This is a genomic window from Streptomyces sp. OR43 (assembly GCF_008042275.1).
Classification (GTDB): Bacteria; Actinomycetota; Actinomycetes; order Streptomycetales; family Streptomycetaceae; genus Streptomyces.
The window spans coordinates 321,019-336,986 of the sequence record NZ_RDBK01000008.1 but is presented as its reverse complement, the minus strand read 5'-3'; the positions used below and the strand labels follow the sequence as shown (position 1 = coordinate 336,986).

General features: G+C 71.3%; 13 protein-coding genes. 5 read left to right on the top strand and 8 right to left on the bottom strand.

The window, feature by feature from the left end:
- Positions 1-73 precede the first annotated feature (73 nt).
- From EAO72_RS05520 to EAO72_RS05510, 3 genes are all read right to left on the bottom strand, one after another.
- Positions 74-778, bottom strand: coding sequence for an amino acid ABC transporter ATP-binding protein (locus EAO72_RS05520; RefSeq protein ID WP_148016056.1), 705 nt, complete (start codon positions 776-778; stop codon positions 74-76).
- 278 nt (positions 779-1,056) lie between these two features.
- Positions 1,057-2,895: an FAD/NAD(P)-binding protein gene (locus EAO72_RS05515; RefSeq protein ID WP_148016055.1), complete on the bottom strand. Its 1,839-nt coding sequence runs from the start codon at positions 2,893-2,895 to the stop codon at positions 1,057-1,059.
- Complete coding sequence (locus EAO72_RS05510) at positions 2,892-3,758, bottom strand: amino acid ABC transporter permease (RefSeq protein ID WP_148016054.1); 867 nt, start codon at positions 3,756-3,758, stop codon at positions 2,892-2,894. Before EAO72_RS05510 ends, EAO72_RS05515 begins: the two co-directional genes overlap by 4 nt.
- 489 nt (positions 3,759-4,247) lie before the next feature.
- Here EAO72_RS05510 and EAO72_RS05505 point away from each other — a divergent pair, with 489 nt between their 5' ends.
- The gene (locus EAO72_RS05505; RefSeq protein WP_148016053.1) at positions 4,248-5,189 is read left to right on the top strand and encodes an ABC transporter substrate-binding protein; all 942 of its coding nucleotides are present in this window, start codon (positions 4,248-4,250) and stop codon (positions 5,187-5,189) included.
- An 84-nt stretch (positions 5,190-5,273) separates the two neighbouring features.
- Here the strand turns inward: EAO72_RS05505 and EAO72_RS05500 are convergent, their stop codons facing one another.
- Positions 5,274-6,599, bottom strand: coding sequence for a DUF5685 family protein (locus EAO72_RS05500; RefSeq protein ID WP_261991332.1), 1,326 nt, complete (start codon positions 6,597-6,599; stop codon positions 5,274-5,276).
- A gap of 248 nt (positions 6,600-6,847) precedes the next feature.
- Between EAO72_RS05500 and EAO72_RS05495 the strand changes: the two genes are divergently transcribed.
- A complete protein-coding gene (locus EAO72_RS05495; RefSeq protein WP_148016052.1) occupies positions 6,848-7,291 on the top strand; it encodes a cell division protein SepF in 444 nt (147 codons plus the stop codon).
- A gap of 37 nt (positions 7,292-7,328) precedes the next feature.
- On the opposite strand, the gene EAO72_RS05490 is transcribed toward EAO72_RS05495, so the two are convergent.
- The gene (locus tag EAO72_RS05490) at positions 7,329-8,540 is read right to left on the bottom strand and encodes an acyl-CoA dehydrogenase family protein (protein WP_148016051.1); all 1,212 of its coding nucleotides are present in this window, start codon (positions 8,538-8,540) and stop codon (positions 7,329-7,331) included.
- Between the two features lie 95 nt (positions 8,541-8,635).
- Entirely contained in the window at positions 8,636-10,366 is a 1,731-nt protein-coding gene (locus EAO72_RS05485) for an MFS transporter (protein WP_148016050.1), read from the bottom strand.
- Between the two features lie 556 nt (positions 10,367-10,922).
- On the opposite strand from EAO72_RS05485, the gene EAO72_RS05480 reads away from it, so the two are divergent.
- The gene (locus EAO72_RS05480; protein ID WP_148016049.1) at positions 10,923-11,960 is read left to right on the top strand and encodes a phosphatase PAP2 family protein; all 1,038 of its coding nucleotides are present in this window, start codon (positions 10,923-10,925) and stop codon (positions 11,958-11,960) included.
- Positions 11,961-12,075: 115 nt separating this feature from the next.
- Here EAO72_RS05480 and EAO72_RS05475 read toward each other — a convergent pair whose 3' ends face one another.
- Positions 12,076-12,291, bottom strand: coding sequence for an I78 family peptidase inhibitor (locus EAO72_RS05475; protein ID WP_148016048.1), 216 nt, complete (start codon positions 12,289-12,291; stop codon positions 12,076-12,078).
- Between the two features lie 719 nt (positions 12,292-13,010).
- Between EAO72_RS05475 and EAO72_RS05470 the strand changes: the two genes are divergently transcribed.
- Complete coding sequence (locus EAO72_RS05470) at positions 13,011-13,793, top strand: hypothetical protein (RefSeq protein ID WP_148016047.1); 783 nt, start codon at positions 13,011-13,013, stop codon at positions 13,791-13,793.
- A 137-nt stretch (positions 13,794-13,930) separates the two neighbouring features.
- Entirely contained in the window at positions 13,931-14,281 is a 351-nt protein-coding gene (locus EAO72_RS05465) for a hypothetical protein (RefSeq protein WP_148016046.1), read from the top strand.
- A 213-nt stretch (positions 14,282-14,494) separates the two neighbouring features.
- On the opposite strand, the gene der is transcribed toward EAO72_RS05465, so the two are convergent.
- The gene (der, locus tag EAO72_RS05460) at positions 14,495-15,964 is read right to left on the bottom strand and encodes a ribosome biogenesis GTPase Der (RefSeq protein ID WP_148016045.1); all 1,470 of its coding nucleotides are present in this window, start codon (positions 15,962-15,964) and stop codon (positions 14,495-14,497) included.
- Positions 15,965-15,968: the final 4 nt, after the last annotated feature.

Here is a 15,968-nt window from a genome sequence, read left to right as displayed (position 1 = left end):
TTCGGACGGTACGGACATGGCTGATGGCCCGGAGTTCCGGGGAGTGCCGGGTTCGGGAGTGCAGGGGTTCCGGTCACAGCACCTTGGAGAGGAAGGCGCGGGTGCGTGCGTGGCGTGGCCGGTCGAGCACCTCGGCGGGCGGGCCCTGTTCGACGATCCGTCCCTCGTCCATGAAGACGACGGTGTCGGCGACCTCGCGGGCGAACCCGATCTCGTGGGTGACGACGATCATCGTGGTGCCCTGCTCCGCGAGGTCCTTGATGACGTCGAGGACCTCGCCGACCAGTTCGGGGTCGAGCGCGGAGGTGGGTTCGTCGAAGAGCAGCAGTTTCGGTTCGAGGGCGAGGGCCCGGGCGATGGCGACGCGCTGCTGCTGGCCGCCGGAGAGCTGCCTCGGGTACGCCGCCGCCCGGTCGTCGAGCCCGACGCGGGCCAGGAGCCGGTGTGCGGTGGCTGCTGCCTGCTGTTTCGTCCGTCCGAGTGCGGCCACCGGGGCCTCGGTGACGTTGTCCAGGACGGTGAGGTGGGGGAAGAGATGGAAGTTCTGGAAGACGAAGCCGATCCGGGTACGGCGGCGCAGGACCTCGCGCTCGGGCAGTTCGTACAGCCGGTCGCCCTTCCTGCGGTAGCCGACGAAGTCCCCGTCCACGGTGATCGAGCCCCGGTCCGCCTTCTCCAGGTGGTTGACGGTGCGCAACAGGGTGGACTTGCCGGACCCGGAGGGGCCGAGGATCACGGTCACCTCACCCGGTCGCACGGAGAGGTCGATGCCGCGCACAGCTGAACGACTCCCGGGGGATGGTCGTGTTCGGAATCGTCAGGCCCTGCACTCACCGCTTGTCGGAGGGGCTCAAGGCCGAGTGGATGGCCCATCTCTGCGGGCTCTGTCTGGCACTTCGCTCGGATCACGGGCACACGACCGTCTGGGACGACCCGCGCTCCGGCAGCCAGATCGAGTTCGCCTCGTTCGCGCACCTCGCCCGGACCGCCGAACGAGGGCTGTTCGACTTCATGGTGGTGTCCTCGGGGGCTTTCGCTCGGGAGTGCGCGTGCCGGTCAGTCATCGGTGCCGTCGAGGCCGTGCAGGAAGGTGAGGGCGGCGCGTGCGGTGGCGTCGTTCTGCCCGAAGGCCGGGCCGCCGGTGCGTGGCCGGGTGAAGGCGCCGCTCGTGCGGGCGGCCGTGTGCGGGCCGAGGGCGAAGCGGCGGGGGTGCGGGCGGCCGTCGTGGTCCAGGATCCGGCCGTCCCCGGGGTCGACGGCGAGCAGTCCGGTGGCGGCGGCCCCGTCCTCGTACAGCGCCCGGAGCAGGGTGCTGCGGGTGTGCCGTGGTGAGGCGTCGGGGAGCCGGGCCTCGACGAGGGCGCGGGACTCCAGCCGTTCCCCCGGCACGGTGGCGCCGGCCGCGCGGAACACGCCCCGTTCCTCGTCGGTCCGGACCGTCGTCCCGGCACCGAGGAAGCGGACGACACCGGCCCGAGAGAGCGCGAGCAGTTGCCGCAGGCGGGGACCGGGCGGTCCGGACGCGAGGTAGCTGAAGAAGCCGTGCCACCAGTCCCCGATGTCGGGGAACCGGACCAACTGGCCGTACACGGAGAGCAGTCCGAGGAAGACGGCGAGGTCCTCGCTGTGCCCGGGATCGTGCCGGCGGTCCAGGTCGGCGGTGATGTAGGCGCGTGTCGCCTCCTGGAACGAGGCGGCCGAGGAGTGGCGCACCCCGTCCAGCGGGTGGTCGAGCGCCGCCAGGTCGAGCCGGTCGGCGGGGTCGGGAACGGCGGCGGCGATCACCGCCCGCAGATCGGCGCTGCCGGGGTCGGCGGCCGCGTACTTCTCCTCGAAGGCGCTCCAGTCGGCCGTGGTGCGTTCCGGGTGGGAGGCGAAGAGCCGGTGGTAGTGGGCATAGCCGAGCTCTTTGTCGACATGGGGCCATATGTCCCGGCGGAAGTCGGGCGGCTCCGGACGGTTCAGGAGCTCCTCGGTCCGGTCGGGGCCGAAGAAGCGCGGGAGCGGGGGCCGTTCTCCTGGCCGGACGTATCCGATCTTGGAGTGGTACGGGACACCGCGCCGCGATCCGACGTACAGGACGGGTTCCCTGCCGGAGGGCAGGTACGTGCCGTTCTCGTACCGTCCGCCGCGGCCCTCGGTGAGCAGCACCATCAGATCGATGAAGGCGAGCCCGAAGCCCCGCACGATGACGGGTTCGCCGGCGGGCAGGGCGCCGAGGTCGCTGTCGGCGGTGAAGTCGGGCGGCAGATGGATAAGGCCGTGCCGGTCCGCGAAGCGGGACAGCCGCCGCTGTTCGTCGTCCGGTTCGGCGTCGAGGTGGCCGAGGGTGAGAACCACGAGGTCGGCGGTGAGCGGTTCGGCGCGGCCCTCCAGGTGGACGGTCTGGCGGCCGTTCCGGGGGCCGGTGACGCGCAGGGCCCGGCCGCGGTGTTCGTGGACGGTGACGGTGGACGGGAGCGCGGCCACCGACTGCTCGTACACCCAGCGCAGATAGGCACCCTGCAGCCGGCGGCTGGGGAAGTCCTGACCCGTCAACGCGTCGATCTCGGCACGGAGTCCGGAGTCGGACGCGATGTCCGGGCCCGGTGCCGTCCGTCCCTCGCGCACGTCGGCCGCCCAGGCGTCGAGCGCCGGACCGGGCCGTACGGGGCCCTCCAGGCGGACGGTGTCGTCGGTGAACATGGTGACGTCCTCGGCCATGGAGTTCATCCACAGCAGCGGCGACTGGTCGTGGCGCCATATCCGGCCGCCGCCGGGCGGGAAGGGGTCGACGAGATGGATGTCCAGCGGCCTGCCGGCGTAGAGCGAGGGGGCGTTGGCGGCGATGCGCTCGATGACGCCGGTGCCGCGCGGTCCGGCGCCGATGACGACGAGCGTCGGGACGGCGCTCACCGGGCGTCCCCGGTGCCGCGCGCGTAGTACCGCTCGACGTAGTGCTGGCCGACGCTGAGCAGCGAGGTCACGACGACGTACCAGAGGGTGGCGACCAGCAGCAGCGGGATGACCTGGTACGTGCGGTGGTAGACGAGCTGCACCGAGTACAGCAGGTCCTGTACGGCGATGATGCTGACGATCGACGTGCCCTTGAGCGTGCCGATCAGCATGTTCCCGGCGGGCGGCACGATGGACCGCATCGCCTGCGGCAGCACGATGCGGTACAGCCGCCGCCACGGGCCGAGGCCGAGCGACTGGGCGGCCTCCAGTTGTCCGCGTTCCACGGACAGGATGCCGCCGCGGACGACTTCCGCCGCGTACGCGGCCTCGTGGAGGGTCAGTCCGACGACGGCGACCGTGACGGGGCCGAGGAGGTTCACCGTGCGGACACCGAGGATCTCCGGGTAGAGCGCCCCGATGTTGAACCAGAACAGCAGCTGGACCAGGATCGGGGTCGACCTGAAGAGCCACACGTACCCCCAGCCGACCGCTTGGAGCACGCGGTTGGCGGAGAGTCTGAGGACGGCGAGGAGGGTCCCCAGCGCGAAGCCGAGTGCCATCACGAGCGCGGTGAGCCAGAGCGTGAGGCCGAGGCCGCGCAGCACCGCCGTGGTGGTGAAGTACGCGCCGACGACGTCCCATTGGAAGGCGTCGTTGCGGATGACGGAGTTCAGCGCGAGGGCCAGCAGGACCAGCACGGCAGCGGCCGCCGTCCACTGGCCGGTCCGGCGCACCGGAACGATCCGCAGCCGGTCGGCATCGTTGTCTTCGAGTGGGCCGGCCGGAGCGGCAGGCGGAAGGGTGTCTGTCTGTGCGGACATGCGAGGGCTCCGTGGATGCGGCGATCGAACACGGGGCGCGCCCTCGGCACGGAACACAACGGTGGAACACAACGGGGAGCGGGCCCCTCAGCCCGATCCGCCTTTGAGGTAAGCCCTGTTCGCGGCAGCTTGTCAAGCGTGTCCACACTGTGAGCGTTACGTCTCACATCAGTTGACGGACCACCGGATGCCTGTTCCACTTGGGCCATGCATTCGCAGCAGTGGCTGGTCAAGCGCTCCCACATCGACTTCGGTCGCGTGTGGTCCTGTTCCTGTTGAGCCTTCGCCCTGCTCCGTCCCGCATTCCCGCTCGCGCCGTGACCGGCGTCTGAGCTCTTCTCCCCGCGTGCCCTCGCGTACACAACGCCGCACCACCCTCCCCTCGCACCGGTCCCGCCTCGTGTTCCGCCTTTCCTCCGCCCCGTCCGCGGGCCGTCGCGCGCTGCCCCGCGCCCGTCCGCGGCCGATGAATCTGGAGAACCATCCCTCATGCCCCGTACCCGGCACACCGCTGCCTTCGCGCTGATCACCGCCGCCACTCTGACACTGACCGCGTGCGGGTCCGGCGATCCGGCGGCCTCCCCCGCGGGTGCGGCCGGTTCCGCCGCCAAGGGCGCCGTCCCCACCGCCGATGTCGTGTCGGGAGTGAAGAAGGACGCGGCGGCGGCCGCCCTGCTGCCCGCCGGCGTCCGTTCGTCCGGCACCCTGAGCATCGCCTCCAGCGTCGGCTCGCCGCCCGGCGCCACCTATCTCGCGGACGGTACGACCCTGGCCGGCGTCGACATCGACTTCGGGGACGCCGTGGCCCGGGTTCTGGGGCTGAAGCCGAAGCGGGAGGTCGCCGCGTTCGAGGCGATCCTGCCCGCGCTCGGCAGCGGGAAGTACGAGGTGGGCACCGGCAACTTCGGCGTCACCGACGAACGCAGCCGGACGATCGACTTCGTCACCTACCTCAACGACGGCCAGGGCTTCGCGGTCCGCGACGACAGCAAGCTGGGCGAGGTCACCGATCTCACCCAGCTCTGCGGCCTGACAGTGGGGACCGCGGCCGGCACCACCTTCGAGGTGACGCTGGAGAAGAACCGGCACCTGTGCTCCGAGGCGGGCAAGAAGCCGTACGACGTGAAGACGTACTCCGACGCGTCGGCGGTCTGGACCTCGCTCCAGCAGGGGCGTACGGATGTGCTGATGTCGACCATCAACGGGCTGCGGTACGCCGTGGGGCAGCAGGAGGGCGTGCGCTTCCTCAACGAGTTCAAGCGGCTCGACGTCGGTTTCGCCTTCAAGAAGGGCACCCCGCTGGCGCCCGCCTTCCAGGCAGCCGTCAACCGTCTCAAGGCGGACGGCACCTACGACCGGATCCTGAAGAAGTGGGGCATCTCCGCCTCGGCGGTCGCGACCTCGCAGATCTCGCCGCCGGAAATCAAGTGACGTGGAGTCAGTGACGGCAGGGCGGACGCCGTTTCGGCCGCCGGGTCAGCAGCCGCGGTCGCAGCCGCCGTTCCGGCCGCCGGGTCAGCAGCTGCAGTCGCACCCGCAGCAGTCGCAGCCGTCACAGCAGTCCCCGCAATTACTGCAGCAGTCGCAGGCGTCGCAGCAGTCGCCGCAGTCGCATTTACTGCACAGCCCTTCGCGGCGCTGGTGGCTCCACGGGTCGTCGAAGGTGCCACAGCACATCTGGCAGGTGCAGGCGAGACCCGCCCACACCAGGCACCCCATGATGAGCCCCCGCCGGTCGCGCGGGGGCTCCGGCGGCGGCGGACCGAAGGGGCCGGACGGGCCCGTGGGGGCGTACGGATTGCCCGGGGGCGGTCCGAAGGACCCTGTGGGCCTTGCTCCTGACGCATGGCCGGCTTCGGCCGCGGGCCCGCCGCCCGACACGTGGCCGCCTTCGGCCAGCAGGCCACCGCCCTGATGGGAACAGACCTCCGTGGCGAACGCCCGGTCCACCGAGCGTCGAAGTTCGTGCGCCAGCAGCACATGGGCGAGCTTGCCGTCGGCGAACTCCGCGTCGCGCAGCGCCAGCCGTACACCACGCAGTGCGTCGTCGCACAGCCGGCGGGCCTCGGCGCGCGAGGTACCGGTCGCGGTGAGGGGGTTCCAGGCCCCCGACGCGGCGTCAGCTTCCTGGTCCTCCACGGCATCCAGCAGATGGGCGAGGCGTCCGAAGAGCCGTCCGGCCTCCGCGAGCGGCTCCGCGTTCTGCGGCTTGCCCGCGAGCACGGCGGTGTGCGCGAAGGCCGCGGCGGTGGCGGTCTCGGTGGGCTCGGTGACCGTCAGCAGCGGGGTGCCGGGCCCCGCGAGCAGCTCGATGCCGGTCTGCCGGTCGACGGCGTCGACGAGCAGCGCGGTGTCGAAGCCCAGCCGCGCGCCGGTGCGCGCCCCGGCCCGGTCCCAGCCCGCGGCGACCCGGCGCGCGGCAGCGGCCACCGGACGGCGGGCCAACAGGCCGTCCCGGTCGGCCACGTGGTCGCGCACCTTGGCGGAGGCCAGCACCAGCGACACGGCTGCCGCGAGCCTGGCGCCCTCGCCCCGCGCCACCGGGGCGGTGCGCATGCCGCGCAGGGGGCAGGGTCCGGCCGTGCGCCGCTGCCCGGGGGTGCGCTCGGTCTGAGCCTCCGTCAGGACCGAGACGATCAGACCGTCGTAGTTCGTGACGATCCGGGCGAACTGCCCGTGATCCGAGCGAAGTGCCAGACAGAGCCCGCAGAGATGGGCCATCCACTCGGCCTTGAGCCCCTCCGACAAGCGGTGAGTGCAGGGCCTGACGATTCCGAACACGACCATCCCCCGGGAGTCGTTCAGCTGTGCGCGGCGCTCGGCCGCCTGCGCGACGTGCATCGTATCGAGTGACCCGTTCACCCGTACGTCCCCCATGTCACCCGTACGGACCGGAGGAGCATATTTTCTTATCTCCAGGGCCCTTATGCAGGAGGAACCTTGACGAATCGCCACATCTTCTGCACCAGTACCGTCACGAATGCCCTGCGCGCCGCCTATCCCCTTGGCGCACGATCCGCATCATGGACGACCATAGGGATACGAAAGACATGCGGAACGCCAAGGAACCGCGGTGAGAGGAGGCGTCCATGGGATCGGTGCGCAAGGCGAGTGCCTGGCTGGGCCTCGTAGAGGACAACGACGAGCGGTACTACGACGACGACGAGTACGCCGAGGGTGCACGGACCGGGACCGGTCAGGCCTGGGTGACCGATCCGCGGGTGCGGGTGGCCACGGAGACGGCCGAGGAGACGGGCCGCCGGATCGCCACGGTCACCCCGGACAGCTTCCGGGACGCCCGGAGCATCGGAGAGCTCTTCCGGGACGGGGTCCCGGTGATCATGAACCTCACGTCCATGGACTCCGCCGACGCCAAGCGCGTGGTGGACTTCGCCGCAGGGCTGATCTTCGGGCTGCGCGGCTCGATCGAGCGGGTGGCCACCCGGGTCTTCCTGCTGAGCCCCGCCGACACGCAGGTCGTCACCGGCGAAGCCGTCGGCCGGCCGGCCGACGGCTTCTTCAACCAGAGCTGAGCAGGGCGCTCACGGCGGTCAGGTCGCGGACCCGGGTCTACCGGAACGCGTCCAGGCCGGTGAGCGCCTTGCCCAGCACCAGCTGGTGCATCTCCACGGTTCCCTCGTAGGTGAGCACCGACTCCAGATTCGTCGCATGACGCATCACCGGGTACTCCAGCGAGATCCCGTTGGCGCCGAGGATCGTGCGCGAGGTGCGGCAGATCTCGATGGCCTCCCGCACGTTGTTCAGCTTCCCGAAACTGACCTGCTCCGGGCGGAGCCTGCCCGCGTCCATCCGACGGCCGAGGTGGTGGGCGAGCAGGATGCCCTTGTGCAGTTCGACGGCCATGTCGGCGAGCTTGGCCTGGGTGAGCTGGAAGCCGCCGATCGGCTTCCCGAACTGCTCACGCGTCCTCGCGTACTCGACGGCCGCCTCGAAGCTGGACCGGGCGGCGCCCATCGCTCCCCAGACGATGCCGTAGCGGGCATGGCTGAGACAGCTGAGCGGGCCGCGCAGGCCGGTGACGCCCGGCAGCACCGCGTCGGCCGGCAGCCGCACGTCGCCGAGGATCAGTTCGCTGGTCACCGAGGCGCGCAGGGACCACTTGTGCCTGATCTCCGGGGCGGAGAAGCCCGGGGCGTCGGTGGGCACCACGAATCCGCGGATGCCGCTGCCCGCGGTGGACTCGTCGGTCTGCGCCCAGACCACGGCGACCCCGGCGACCGAGCCGTTGGTGATCCACATCTTGCGGCCGCTGAGGACCCAGTCCTCGCCGTCGCGCCTGGCGTGCGTCCGCATGCCGGCCGGGTCGGAGCCGTGGTCCGGTTCGGTGAGGCCGAAGCAGCCGATGATCTCGCCGGCCGCCATCCCGGGCAGCCACTGCCGCTTCTGCTCCTCCGAGCCGAAGCGGTGGATGGCGTACATGGCGAGTGAGCCCTGTACGGAGACGAGCGAGCGGATCCCGGAGTCGGCGGCCTCCAGCTCCAGGCAGGCCAGCCCGTACTGGACCGCGGTGGCACCCGCGCAGCCGTAACCCTCCAGGGACATGCCCAGGGCCCCGAGCGATCCGAGCTCGCGGGCCAGCTCGCGGATACCGGGCAGCTCGCCGTTCTCGTACCACTCGGCGATGTGCGGCAGGACCCGGTCGGCGGCCCAGACCCGGACGGTGTCGCGGATCGCGAGATCCTCGTCGCCCAGGAGATCGTCGATGCCGATCGGGTCGCGGGGGTCGAAGGGCGGGAGTTTCGAGGACGGAGCGGTGGACATGAGGGGGTGCCTCCGGCGGCTCGCACGGTACCGATGTCGGTGGGGAACGCCGAAAACTAGCAGTGTTAGTTACGGCGTCGTGCCGACGTTACGACTCAGTGTGCCGCGCGTCCAGAGCCCGTCGCCTCGGCCGGCGTGCGCCGCGCGGGCAGCCGGAGCAGCACCTCGGGCCGCTCCCGGTCCGGCAGCTCGTGCGGATGCGGGACCTCTTGATGGCCGAGCGCCTCCCGGGGGCCGGGTACCTCATGACCGTCCACGGGTTCCCGGGCCTCGCAGAGCAGTGGCGGGCACTCCATCGCGCGGGGCAGCCTCAGTGCCGCCAGGGCCCCGAGGAGCAGCAGACCCGCGCTGACCAGCAGCGTGATGTGCAGCCCGTCGACGAAGGCGTCCCGGGCGGTGGACCGCAGTACGGCGCCGAGCGGACCGCCCAGTTGCGCGGCGACCTGATAGGCCTCGCCGAGCGAGTGCGCCGCGGCGGCGCCCGCGGCGGCGGGGACCCCTTCGTCGGGGAGCTTGGCCAGACCGGGGGCGTACGCGGCGTTCATCACGCTGCCGAGCAGGGCGATGCCCATGCCGGCGCCCAGCTGGTAGGAGGTCTCGCCTATGGCGGCGGCCCCGCCGGCCCGGTCGGCGGGCGCCTCGCTGAGCATGGACTCGTACGCGCCGAAGAGGGTGGACTGCAGGCCGAAGCCGAGCAGGACGAAGGACACGGTCAGCAGGCCGGGCCGGTCGTGCTGGCCCATGGCGGTCAGCATCAGCACCGCGGCCGCCGTCAGGACGAAGCCCCAGCCGACCATCCGGCGCGGTCCGACCCGGCGCAGGGTGTACGAGCCGGTGGCACCCGCGGCCATCGCGGCGAAGGTGAGCGGCAGCAGCCGCAGGCCGGTCTCCAGCGGGCTGAGGTCCAGGACCAGCTGGAGGTACTGGACGGCGATCAGCTCCAGGCCGACCAGGGCGAGCATGGCCAGGACGATGCAGCCGACCGCGGTGGTGAAGGCGGGCCTGGCGAACATGCCCATGTCGATCAGCGGATGGGCCCGGCGCTTCTGGCGGCGGACGAACGCGGCCAGCAGCGCGACCCCGGCCAGCAGCGGCACGAGCGTGCCCGGCCCGAGCAGCCCTTCCCCGGTCCCCGCGCGCTTCACCCCGAGGACGACGCCGAGGACGCCGGCGGCGGCCATCAGCGCCCCGAGCACGTCCCACGGGCCGTCGCTGCTGCCGCGGGATTCCGGGAGCAGCAGCCGGCCGAGCGGCAGGATCAGGGCCATCAGCGGGATGTTGATGAGGAAGACCGAGCCCCACCAGAAGTGTTCGACGAGGAAGCCGCCGATGACAGGGCCGGTGGCGGCGCCTACGGCGGCGACGGCCGACCACACGCCGATGGCCACGGCCCGCTCGCGGCGGTCGGGAAAGACCTGCCGGAGGATCGACAGGGTCGCCGGCATGATCATCGCGCCGCCGACGCCGAGCATGGCCCGTGCCGCTATGAGCACGCCCGCGCTGTCGGCCATGGCGGCGACGGCGGAGGCGACCCCGAAGAGCGCGTAGCCGAGCAGCAGGATGCGCCGGCGTCCCACGCGGTCACCGAGCGTGCCGAAAAGGATCAGCAGGGAGGCGCAGACCAGTGGATAGACGTCGACGATCCACAGCAGACCGACGGCGCTGGGCCGCAGGTCCTCGGTGACGGCGGGGACCGCGACGTGCAGCACGGTCGCGTCGAGCGCCACCAGCAGCAGGCTGAGGCAGAGGACGACCAGGACGACCCATCGATTGGCTCCGTCGGCGGCTTCGCGCAGACGGATTCGGGCTGTGGTCGTCCCGGACATGCATCTACCTCCCAAAAGGTCCCTCGCGCTCGGCAGGCCCCCCGGGGATTCAGCGTCCGCTGTCCCTCCGGGCCCGGCATCGACGGGCGAGTGATCCGTCAGCGTACGCGAGTTCGGCAGGGCCACACGTGGTCCATCTCATACCGGCCGACGCCGACGAGTGTGGCGTACGCCACTCCGGGCGCCCGACCCGGCCCCTGTCCGGGCACCACGCCGACCTGCGACGACCGTCCCTCCAGCCGCACGGACCACGGGCTCCGGAGCCCCCGAGGACCTCCGGCGCGCGCCATCCGAAGGCGTCCAGTAACCGGACCGACACCGTCCGTTCCCTCTCGTGAGGGGTCGCGGCGAATACGCTTCGCCGCACGGAACACCTTTCCGTTCCTCACCGAATGCAGGGACGGAAACATCTGCCGAATGAATGCGTCGAAAGGAATTCCGGACTCCCGGAAACTCAGAAAATCGGCTCGGGCTGAGACATAGTCCACATCACATCGTCATCACAAAGCGGCCGGATCGACAGGCTCACCCACTCACTCGCTGTAACGTCGATTGGGTGCGTACCGACATCTTTGCCCGTCTGGACCGGGAGCCGGAACCGCCGAAGATAGAGACACCGCGGATGAGCCCTCACCGCATCGCTCTCTTCGGCGGGACGTTGGCGTTCTATCTGGCCATCGTCATTGCCGTGCTCATGTCGTCCTGGCTGGTGACCCTGGACTGGAAGGTCATGCTCTTCCGGCCGTACCAGCAGTGGCCCGGCATCCACGCCTTCCTCGACTACTACGTCGTCCTCGGCCAGCGCGGACCGACGGCCGTCATGGTCGCCTGCTGGCTGGGCTGGCGCTCCTGGCGGCAGCACACCCTGCGGCCCCTGCTGACGCTGGGCGCCTCGCTGCTGCTGCTCAACGTGACGGTGGGCGCGGTCAAGATCGGCCTCGGCCGGCTGGGCCCGCACTACGCGACGCAGATCGGATCGGCCGAGCTCTTCGCCGGCGGCGATATATTTCCCTCGGGCCACACCGCCAACGCCGTCGTGACCTGGGGAATCCTCGCCTATCTGGCCGCCACTCCGCGCGCCAGGCGCTATCTGTCGGCCATGTCCGCGATCGTCTCGCTGGGCGTCGGCCTGACCACGGTCTACCTCGGTACGCACTGGCTCAGCGACGTGGTGCTCGGCTGGGCGGCGGGGCTGCTGATCCTCCTGGGCCTGCCCTGGGTCGAGCCGTTGATCACCCGGGCCGAGGACTGGATCTTCGCGGCCCGCGAGCGGCTGAGCGCCCGCGGCAGGACCGCGGCACCGGAACCCGCCCCGGCCGGCGCTGTCCGGCCGGTACCGGCAGGCCTGTCGGCCAGGGGTGACGCGGCACAGGGCTCCGCCCGCGAACCTTCCGGCACCGGCGGACACCAGACGACGGTGGTCACGGCCACCGGCGGGCGCCCCCGGGCGCACACGGCCCCGCCCGCGCATCCGGGCCACACCGCGCGCTCCGAGCGGCCCCCGGTCACCCCGGCGGGCAGCCGCCGCCCACCGCACACGGAGCGCACGCCCCGCGGCGGCCCGGCCCCCGCCCGGCCGGTGGCCGGCGGCTGAACCCGTGGAACCCGGGCACAGCGCGCACCATGCCCGTGCATGACGGAAGGCCCCGACTCCGGTCGGGGCCTTCCGTCATGCACGGGGCGGGCGGTCGCCACCCGGCATCGCGTCCTCAGCCGGTCCAGCAGCGCCTGACGACGCCCGCCTCGACCTCGAAGTTGATCCGGCCGCTCTGGAACTCCATGGTGATCACGGTGCCTGGCGGCAGGGCTCTGACCGTGGTCCAGCCTCGCTCCCGGGCCCGCCGTTCGGCGGCCTCGGAAGCGAGGCCGACATAGGCGCCGGGAGTGTCGTCGGGCTGGGCGGAAGGAGTCGGTACGGGTGCCATGCCTCTCACCGTAGGCGGCTCCCGACCGCGACGGAAGCGGGGGCGCCACCCTGTCGCACCGCATCCTCACGTACCTCGCCGGTCACACTTGTGTCACAGGATCACTACACGCGTTCTCCACATGGTCATTCGTTCGGACGCATGAGTCGCCATCGAACGCACAGTAATCACACAGGACAGAAAACGATCAGCGAAGCGATCAAAAAAGAGCTGAAAAACGAGCGGAATAATCACGCCCAGAGCGTGCCGACTTTCCGCCGGAGTGGCTATCCGTAAAGGAACGCACCACCAGGAATTCACCCTTCCTTATCGCACCCTTATCCGTAGGTGACGATATCCACACCATCCCACCACGCCGTCGGCCCACCCTCCTTCCGCCCGTATAGCGGACACGCCGGCCCTCCGCATTACGGCCTCGCACGGGCCGCCGGGAGCCGCGCCGAGCGGCTCCCGGCCCGAGCGGCCGTAGACGACCGCGTTCCGGCCCGGCGGGCCGCCCGCGGGCGGGCCGGCGCCTCGCCGCCGGGCGGCTCACCTGCATACGGCACGCTTCACCCCGCCTGCGGTCTGTCCACGTTTAGCAGGGTTTCGCCGATTCGAACACGTTGCGCGGTTCGATTCCGTTCCCCTTCCCGCGTGACCCCGGCAGCGGCTCACCCGTTGTCTCCTTCATGAGCCGGGAACCGCCCGGCGCACGTACCGAGTTCGAGGAGCCACCCGTGCCGCGCATGCTCGACGTCAGCGAGGACGTACGCGCCGAGATCGGCGACGCCGAAGCCGACCGGCTGCTCGTCGGCGACAACGCCCCCGGCAGTTACGACTGCACCTCCTGCCGCACCCCCGGCGACTCCGAGCAGGAGCGCACCAGCACGGTGCTGTTCGTCGGCGACGAGACCGCCGTCCTGGCCTTCGCCCACGCGAGCTGCATCCCCTCGCAGGTGGTCCAGGTCGCCGAGGAACAGCTGCAGGGCGCCGTGCGCAGCATCACCGGCAGCGAGCAGGAGGCCCCGGAACGCCTGACGCCCGAGCAGGCGGTGCTCGGGATCACCAGCGGCCTCGTCCTGATCGACGACGAGCTCCACCCCGCCCTGGTCGTCGAGCCGACCGGCGCCATCGCCCGCCCGGGCACCGACGGCAGTGCCGGTGACGAGTTCCTCCAGCTGCTGCTGGAACAGAACTTCCGCCCGGTCCACCGGATGGACCAGGTCCCCGAGGTACTGCACGGCTGGTCGATCCTGCTCGCCATGGGACAGCTGCACGCCGTGCTCCAGCCGGGGACGGGCGGCGGGGCCCCGGTGGCCTGGTGGCAGGCGCACGCGCCGCTCCAGGTCACCGAGGGCTGGCGGACCGCGGCCAACAAGTCACAGACCGTGCTGGTCTACGCCGCCCCGGCCGGCTCGATCGGCCAGCAGCCCCGCGAGGACCTGCTGCGCGACGCCCTGGAGAAGGCCGCGGCCGGCGGGCTGCTGGTCGCGGCCGCGATGCCGCTGGCCGGAACCTGATCATGACCGCGCACCCCGCGCACCCGCGGCGAACAGCTATTTCTCCCGCGGGCCCGCATCCGACGGGCGGCAGGGTCGTTGGCACATACGTGCACTCATACGACCCCTCCCACCAGCGTCCGAGCCCGATCCCTGCCATGCGTCCCGCGCAGGACCCCTCGGGCGGCCCGTCCCACACCCCCATCTACGACGCGCTGTACTCCGAGTACCGCAGGTCGTTCAGGGCGCTGCCGGGTGATCGGAGTGGCGAGGAGAGTCTGGGCCTGCCGGCCTTCGGCTCCGGGTTCTTCGGCTCCCGCGCCCCGTTGAGCGGCCATTCGGGGCACTCCGGGCACGGTGGAGCGGGGAGTACCGCGAGCGGTACGGGCGGACAGAGCAGCGGCCCGAGCAGCCACACGGGGAGTCTCGGCTCGTGGCAGCGGGTCGGACGGCACGCGGGCGGGGGCCGGACGGCGGCGGCGCTGCCGCCGGGCTCACGGGGAGCCTGACCGCACGACGGAGCCCCGGACCGCTCGTTGGACGAGCGGTCCGGGGCTCCGTCGTGCGCCCAGGAGGCCGTTGAAGGCCCCTCGGAGGCCTCAGCGGTCTCGCGGGGGCGCTGGGAGACCTTGGAGGGCCCTGGAGGCCTTGGAGGCTGTGCAGTGCGCCGCCCTGCACCTGCGCCTTCCGCAGGCGCAGGGCTCCCGGCGCTCCGCAGCTGCCTACTTGTTGCGGCCGCGCTTCTCGCGGACCCGCACCGAAATGTGGATCGGCGTGCCCTCGAAGCCGAACTCCTCACGCAGCCGACGCTCGACGAACCGGCGGTACCCGTGCTCCAGGAAGCCGGAGGCGAAGAGCACGAAGCGCGGCGGCGTGGTGCCCGCCTGGGTGCCGAACAGGATGCGGGGCTGCTTGCCGCCACGGATCGGGTGCGGGTGGGAGGCGACGATCTCACCGAGGAAGGCGTTCAGCCGGCCGGTGGGGATACGGGTCTCCCAGCCGGCGAGCGCGGTCTCGATCGCCGGGACCAGCTTCTCCATGTGACGGCCGGTGAGGGCCGAGACATTGACCCGCGGGGCCCACGCGACCTGCGCGAGCTCCGTCTCGATCTCGCGCTCCAGGTAGTAGCGGCGCTCCTCGTCGAGGGTGTCCCACTTGTTGAAGGCGAGGACGATGGCACGCCCGGCCTCGACGGCCATGGTGACGATGCGCTGGTCCTGGACACTGATCGACTCGCTGGAGTCGATCAGGATCACGGCGACCTCGGCCTTCTCGACGGCGGCCGCGGTACGCAGTGAGGCGTAGTAGTCCGCGCCCTCCTGGAGGTGGACGCGGCGCCGGATGCCCGCCGTGTCGATGAACTTCCAGGTGATGCCGCCGAGGTTGATCAGCTCGTCGACCGGGTCACGGGTGGTGCCGGCCAGTTCGTTGACGACGACGCGGTCCTCGTTGGCCACCTTGTTGAGCAGCGAGGACTTGCCGACGTTCGGACGGCCGATCAGCGCGATGCGGCGCGGGCCGCCGACCGCCGTGCCGAACGACTGGGCCGGGGCCTCGGGAAGCGCCTCCAGCACGGCGTCCAGCATGTCGCCGGTGCCGCGGCCGTGCAGCGAGGAGACCGGGTGCGGCTGGCCGAGGCCGAGCGACCAGAGCGCGGTGGCGTCCGCCTCGCCGCTCTGTCCGTCGACCTTGTTCGCGCAGAGCACGACCGGCTTGCCGGACCGGCGCAGCAGCTTGACGACGGCCTCGTCGGTGTCGGTGGCGCCGACCGTGGAGTCGACCACGAAGACGACCGCGTCGGCCATCTCGATCGCGTATTCGGCCTGGGCGGCGACGGAGGCGTCCAGCCCGAGCACGTCCTGCTCCCAGCCGCCGGTGTCGACGACCTTGAAACGGCGGCCCGCCCATTCGGCCTCGTAGCTGACGCGGTCACGGGTGACGCCGGGCTTGTCCTGGACCACGGCCTCGCGACGGCCGATGATCCGGTTCACCAGGGTCGACTTGCCGACGTTGGGGCGGCCGACAACGGCGAGCGCGGGCAGCGGGCCGTGACCGGCCGCGCCGATGGCACCCTCGACGTCCTCGGGGTCGAACCCCTCCTGCGCGGCGAGCTCCATGAACTCCGCGTACTCGGCATCGCCAAGCGCTCCGTGCTCGTGGTCCGAGCCGCCGGAGTGAATCTGGTCGTTCATGAAG

Excerpts from the sequence above, each read along its gene's own strand:
- EAO72_RS05505 (WP_148016053.1), top strand. The coding sequence starts at position 4,248 with ATGCCCCGTACCCGGCACACCGCTGCCTTCGCGCTGATCACCGCCGCC.
- EAO72_RS05500 (WP_261991332.1), bottom strand. The coding sequence starts at position 6,599 with ATGCACGTCGCGCAGGCGGCCGAGCGCCGCGCACAGCTGAACGACTCC.
- EAO72_RS05490 (WP_148016051.1), bottom strand. The coding sequence starts at position 8,540 with ATGTCCACCGCTCCGTCCTCGAAACTCCCGCCCTTCGACCCCCGCGAC.
- EAO72_RS05465 (WP_148016046.1), top strand. The coding sequence starts at position 13,931 with ATGCGTCCCGCGCAGGACCCCTCGGGCGGCCCGTCCCACACCCCCATC.
- EAO72_RS05495 (WP_148016052.1), top strand. The coding sequence starts at position 6,848 with ATGGGATCGGTGCGCAAGGCGAGTGCCTGGCTGGGCCTCGTAGAGGAC.
- der (WP_148016045.1), bottom strand. The coding sequence starts at position 15,964 with ATGAACGACCAGATTCACTCCGGCGGCTCGGACCACGAGCACGGAGCG.
- EAO72_RS05475 (WP_148016048.1), bottom strand. The coding sequence starts at position 12,291 with ATGGCACCCGTACCGACTCCTTCCGCCCAGCCCGACGACACTCCCGGC.
- EAO72_RS05510 (WP_148016054.1), bottom strand. The coding sequence starts at position 3,758 with ATGTCCGCACAGACAGACACCCTTCCGCCTGCCGCTCCGGCCGGCCCA.
- EAO72_RS05485 (WP_148016050.1), bottom strand. The coding sequence starts at position 10,366 with ATGTCCGGGACGACCACAGCCCGAATCCGTCTGCGCGAAGCCGCCGAC.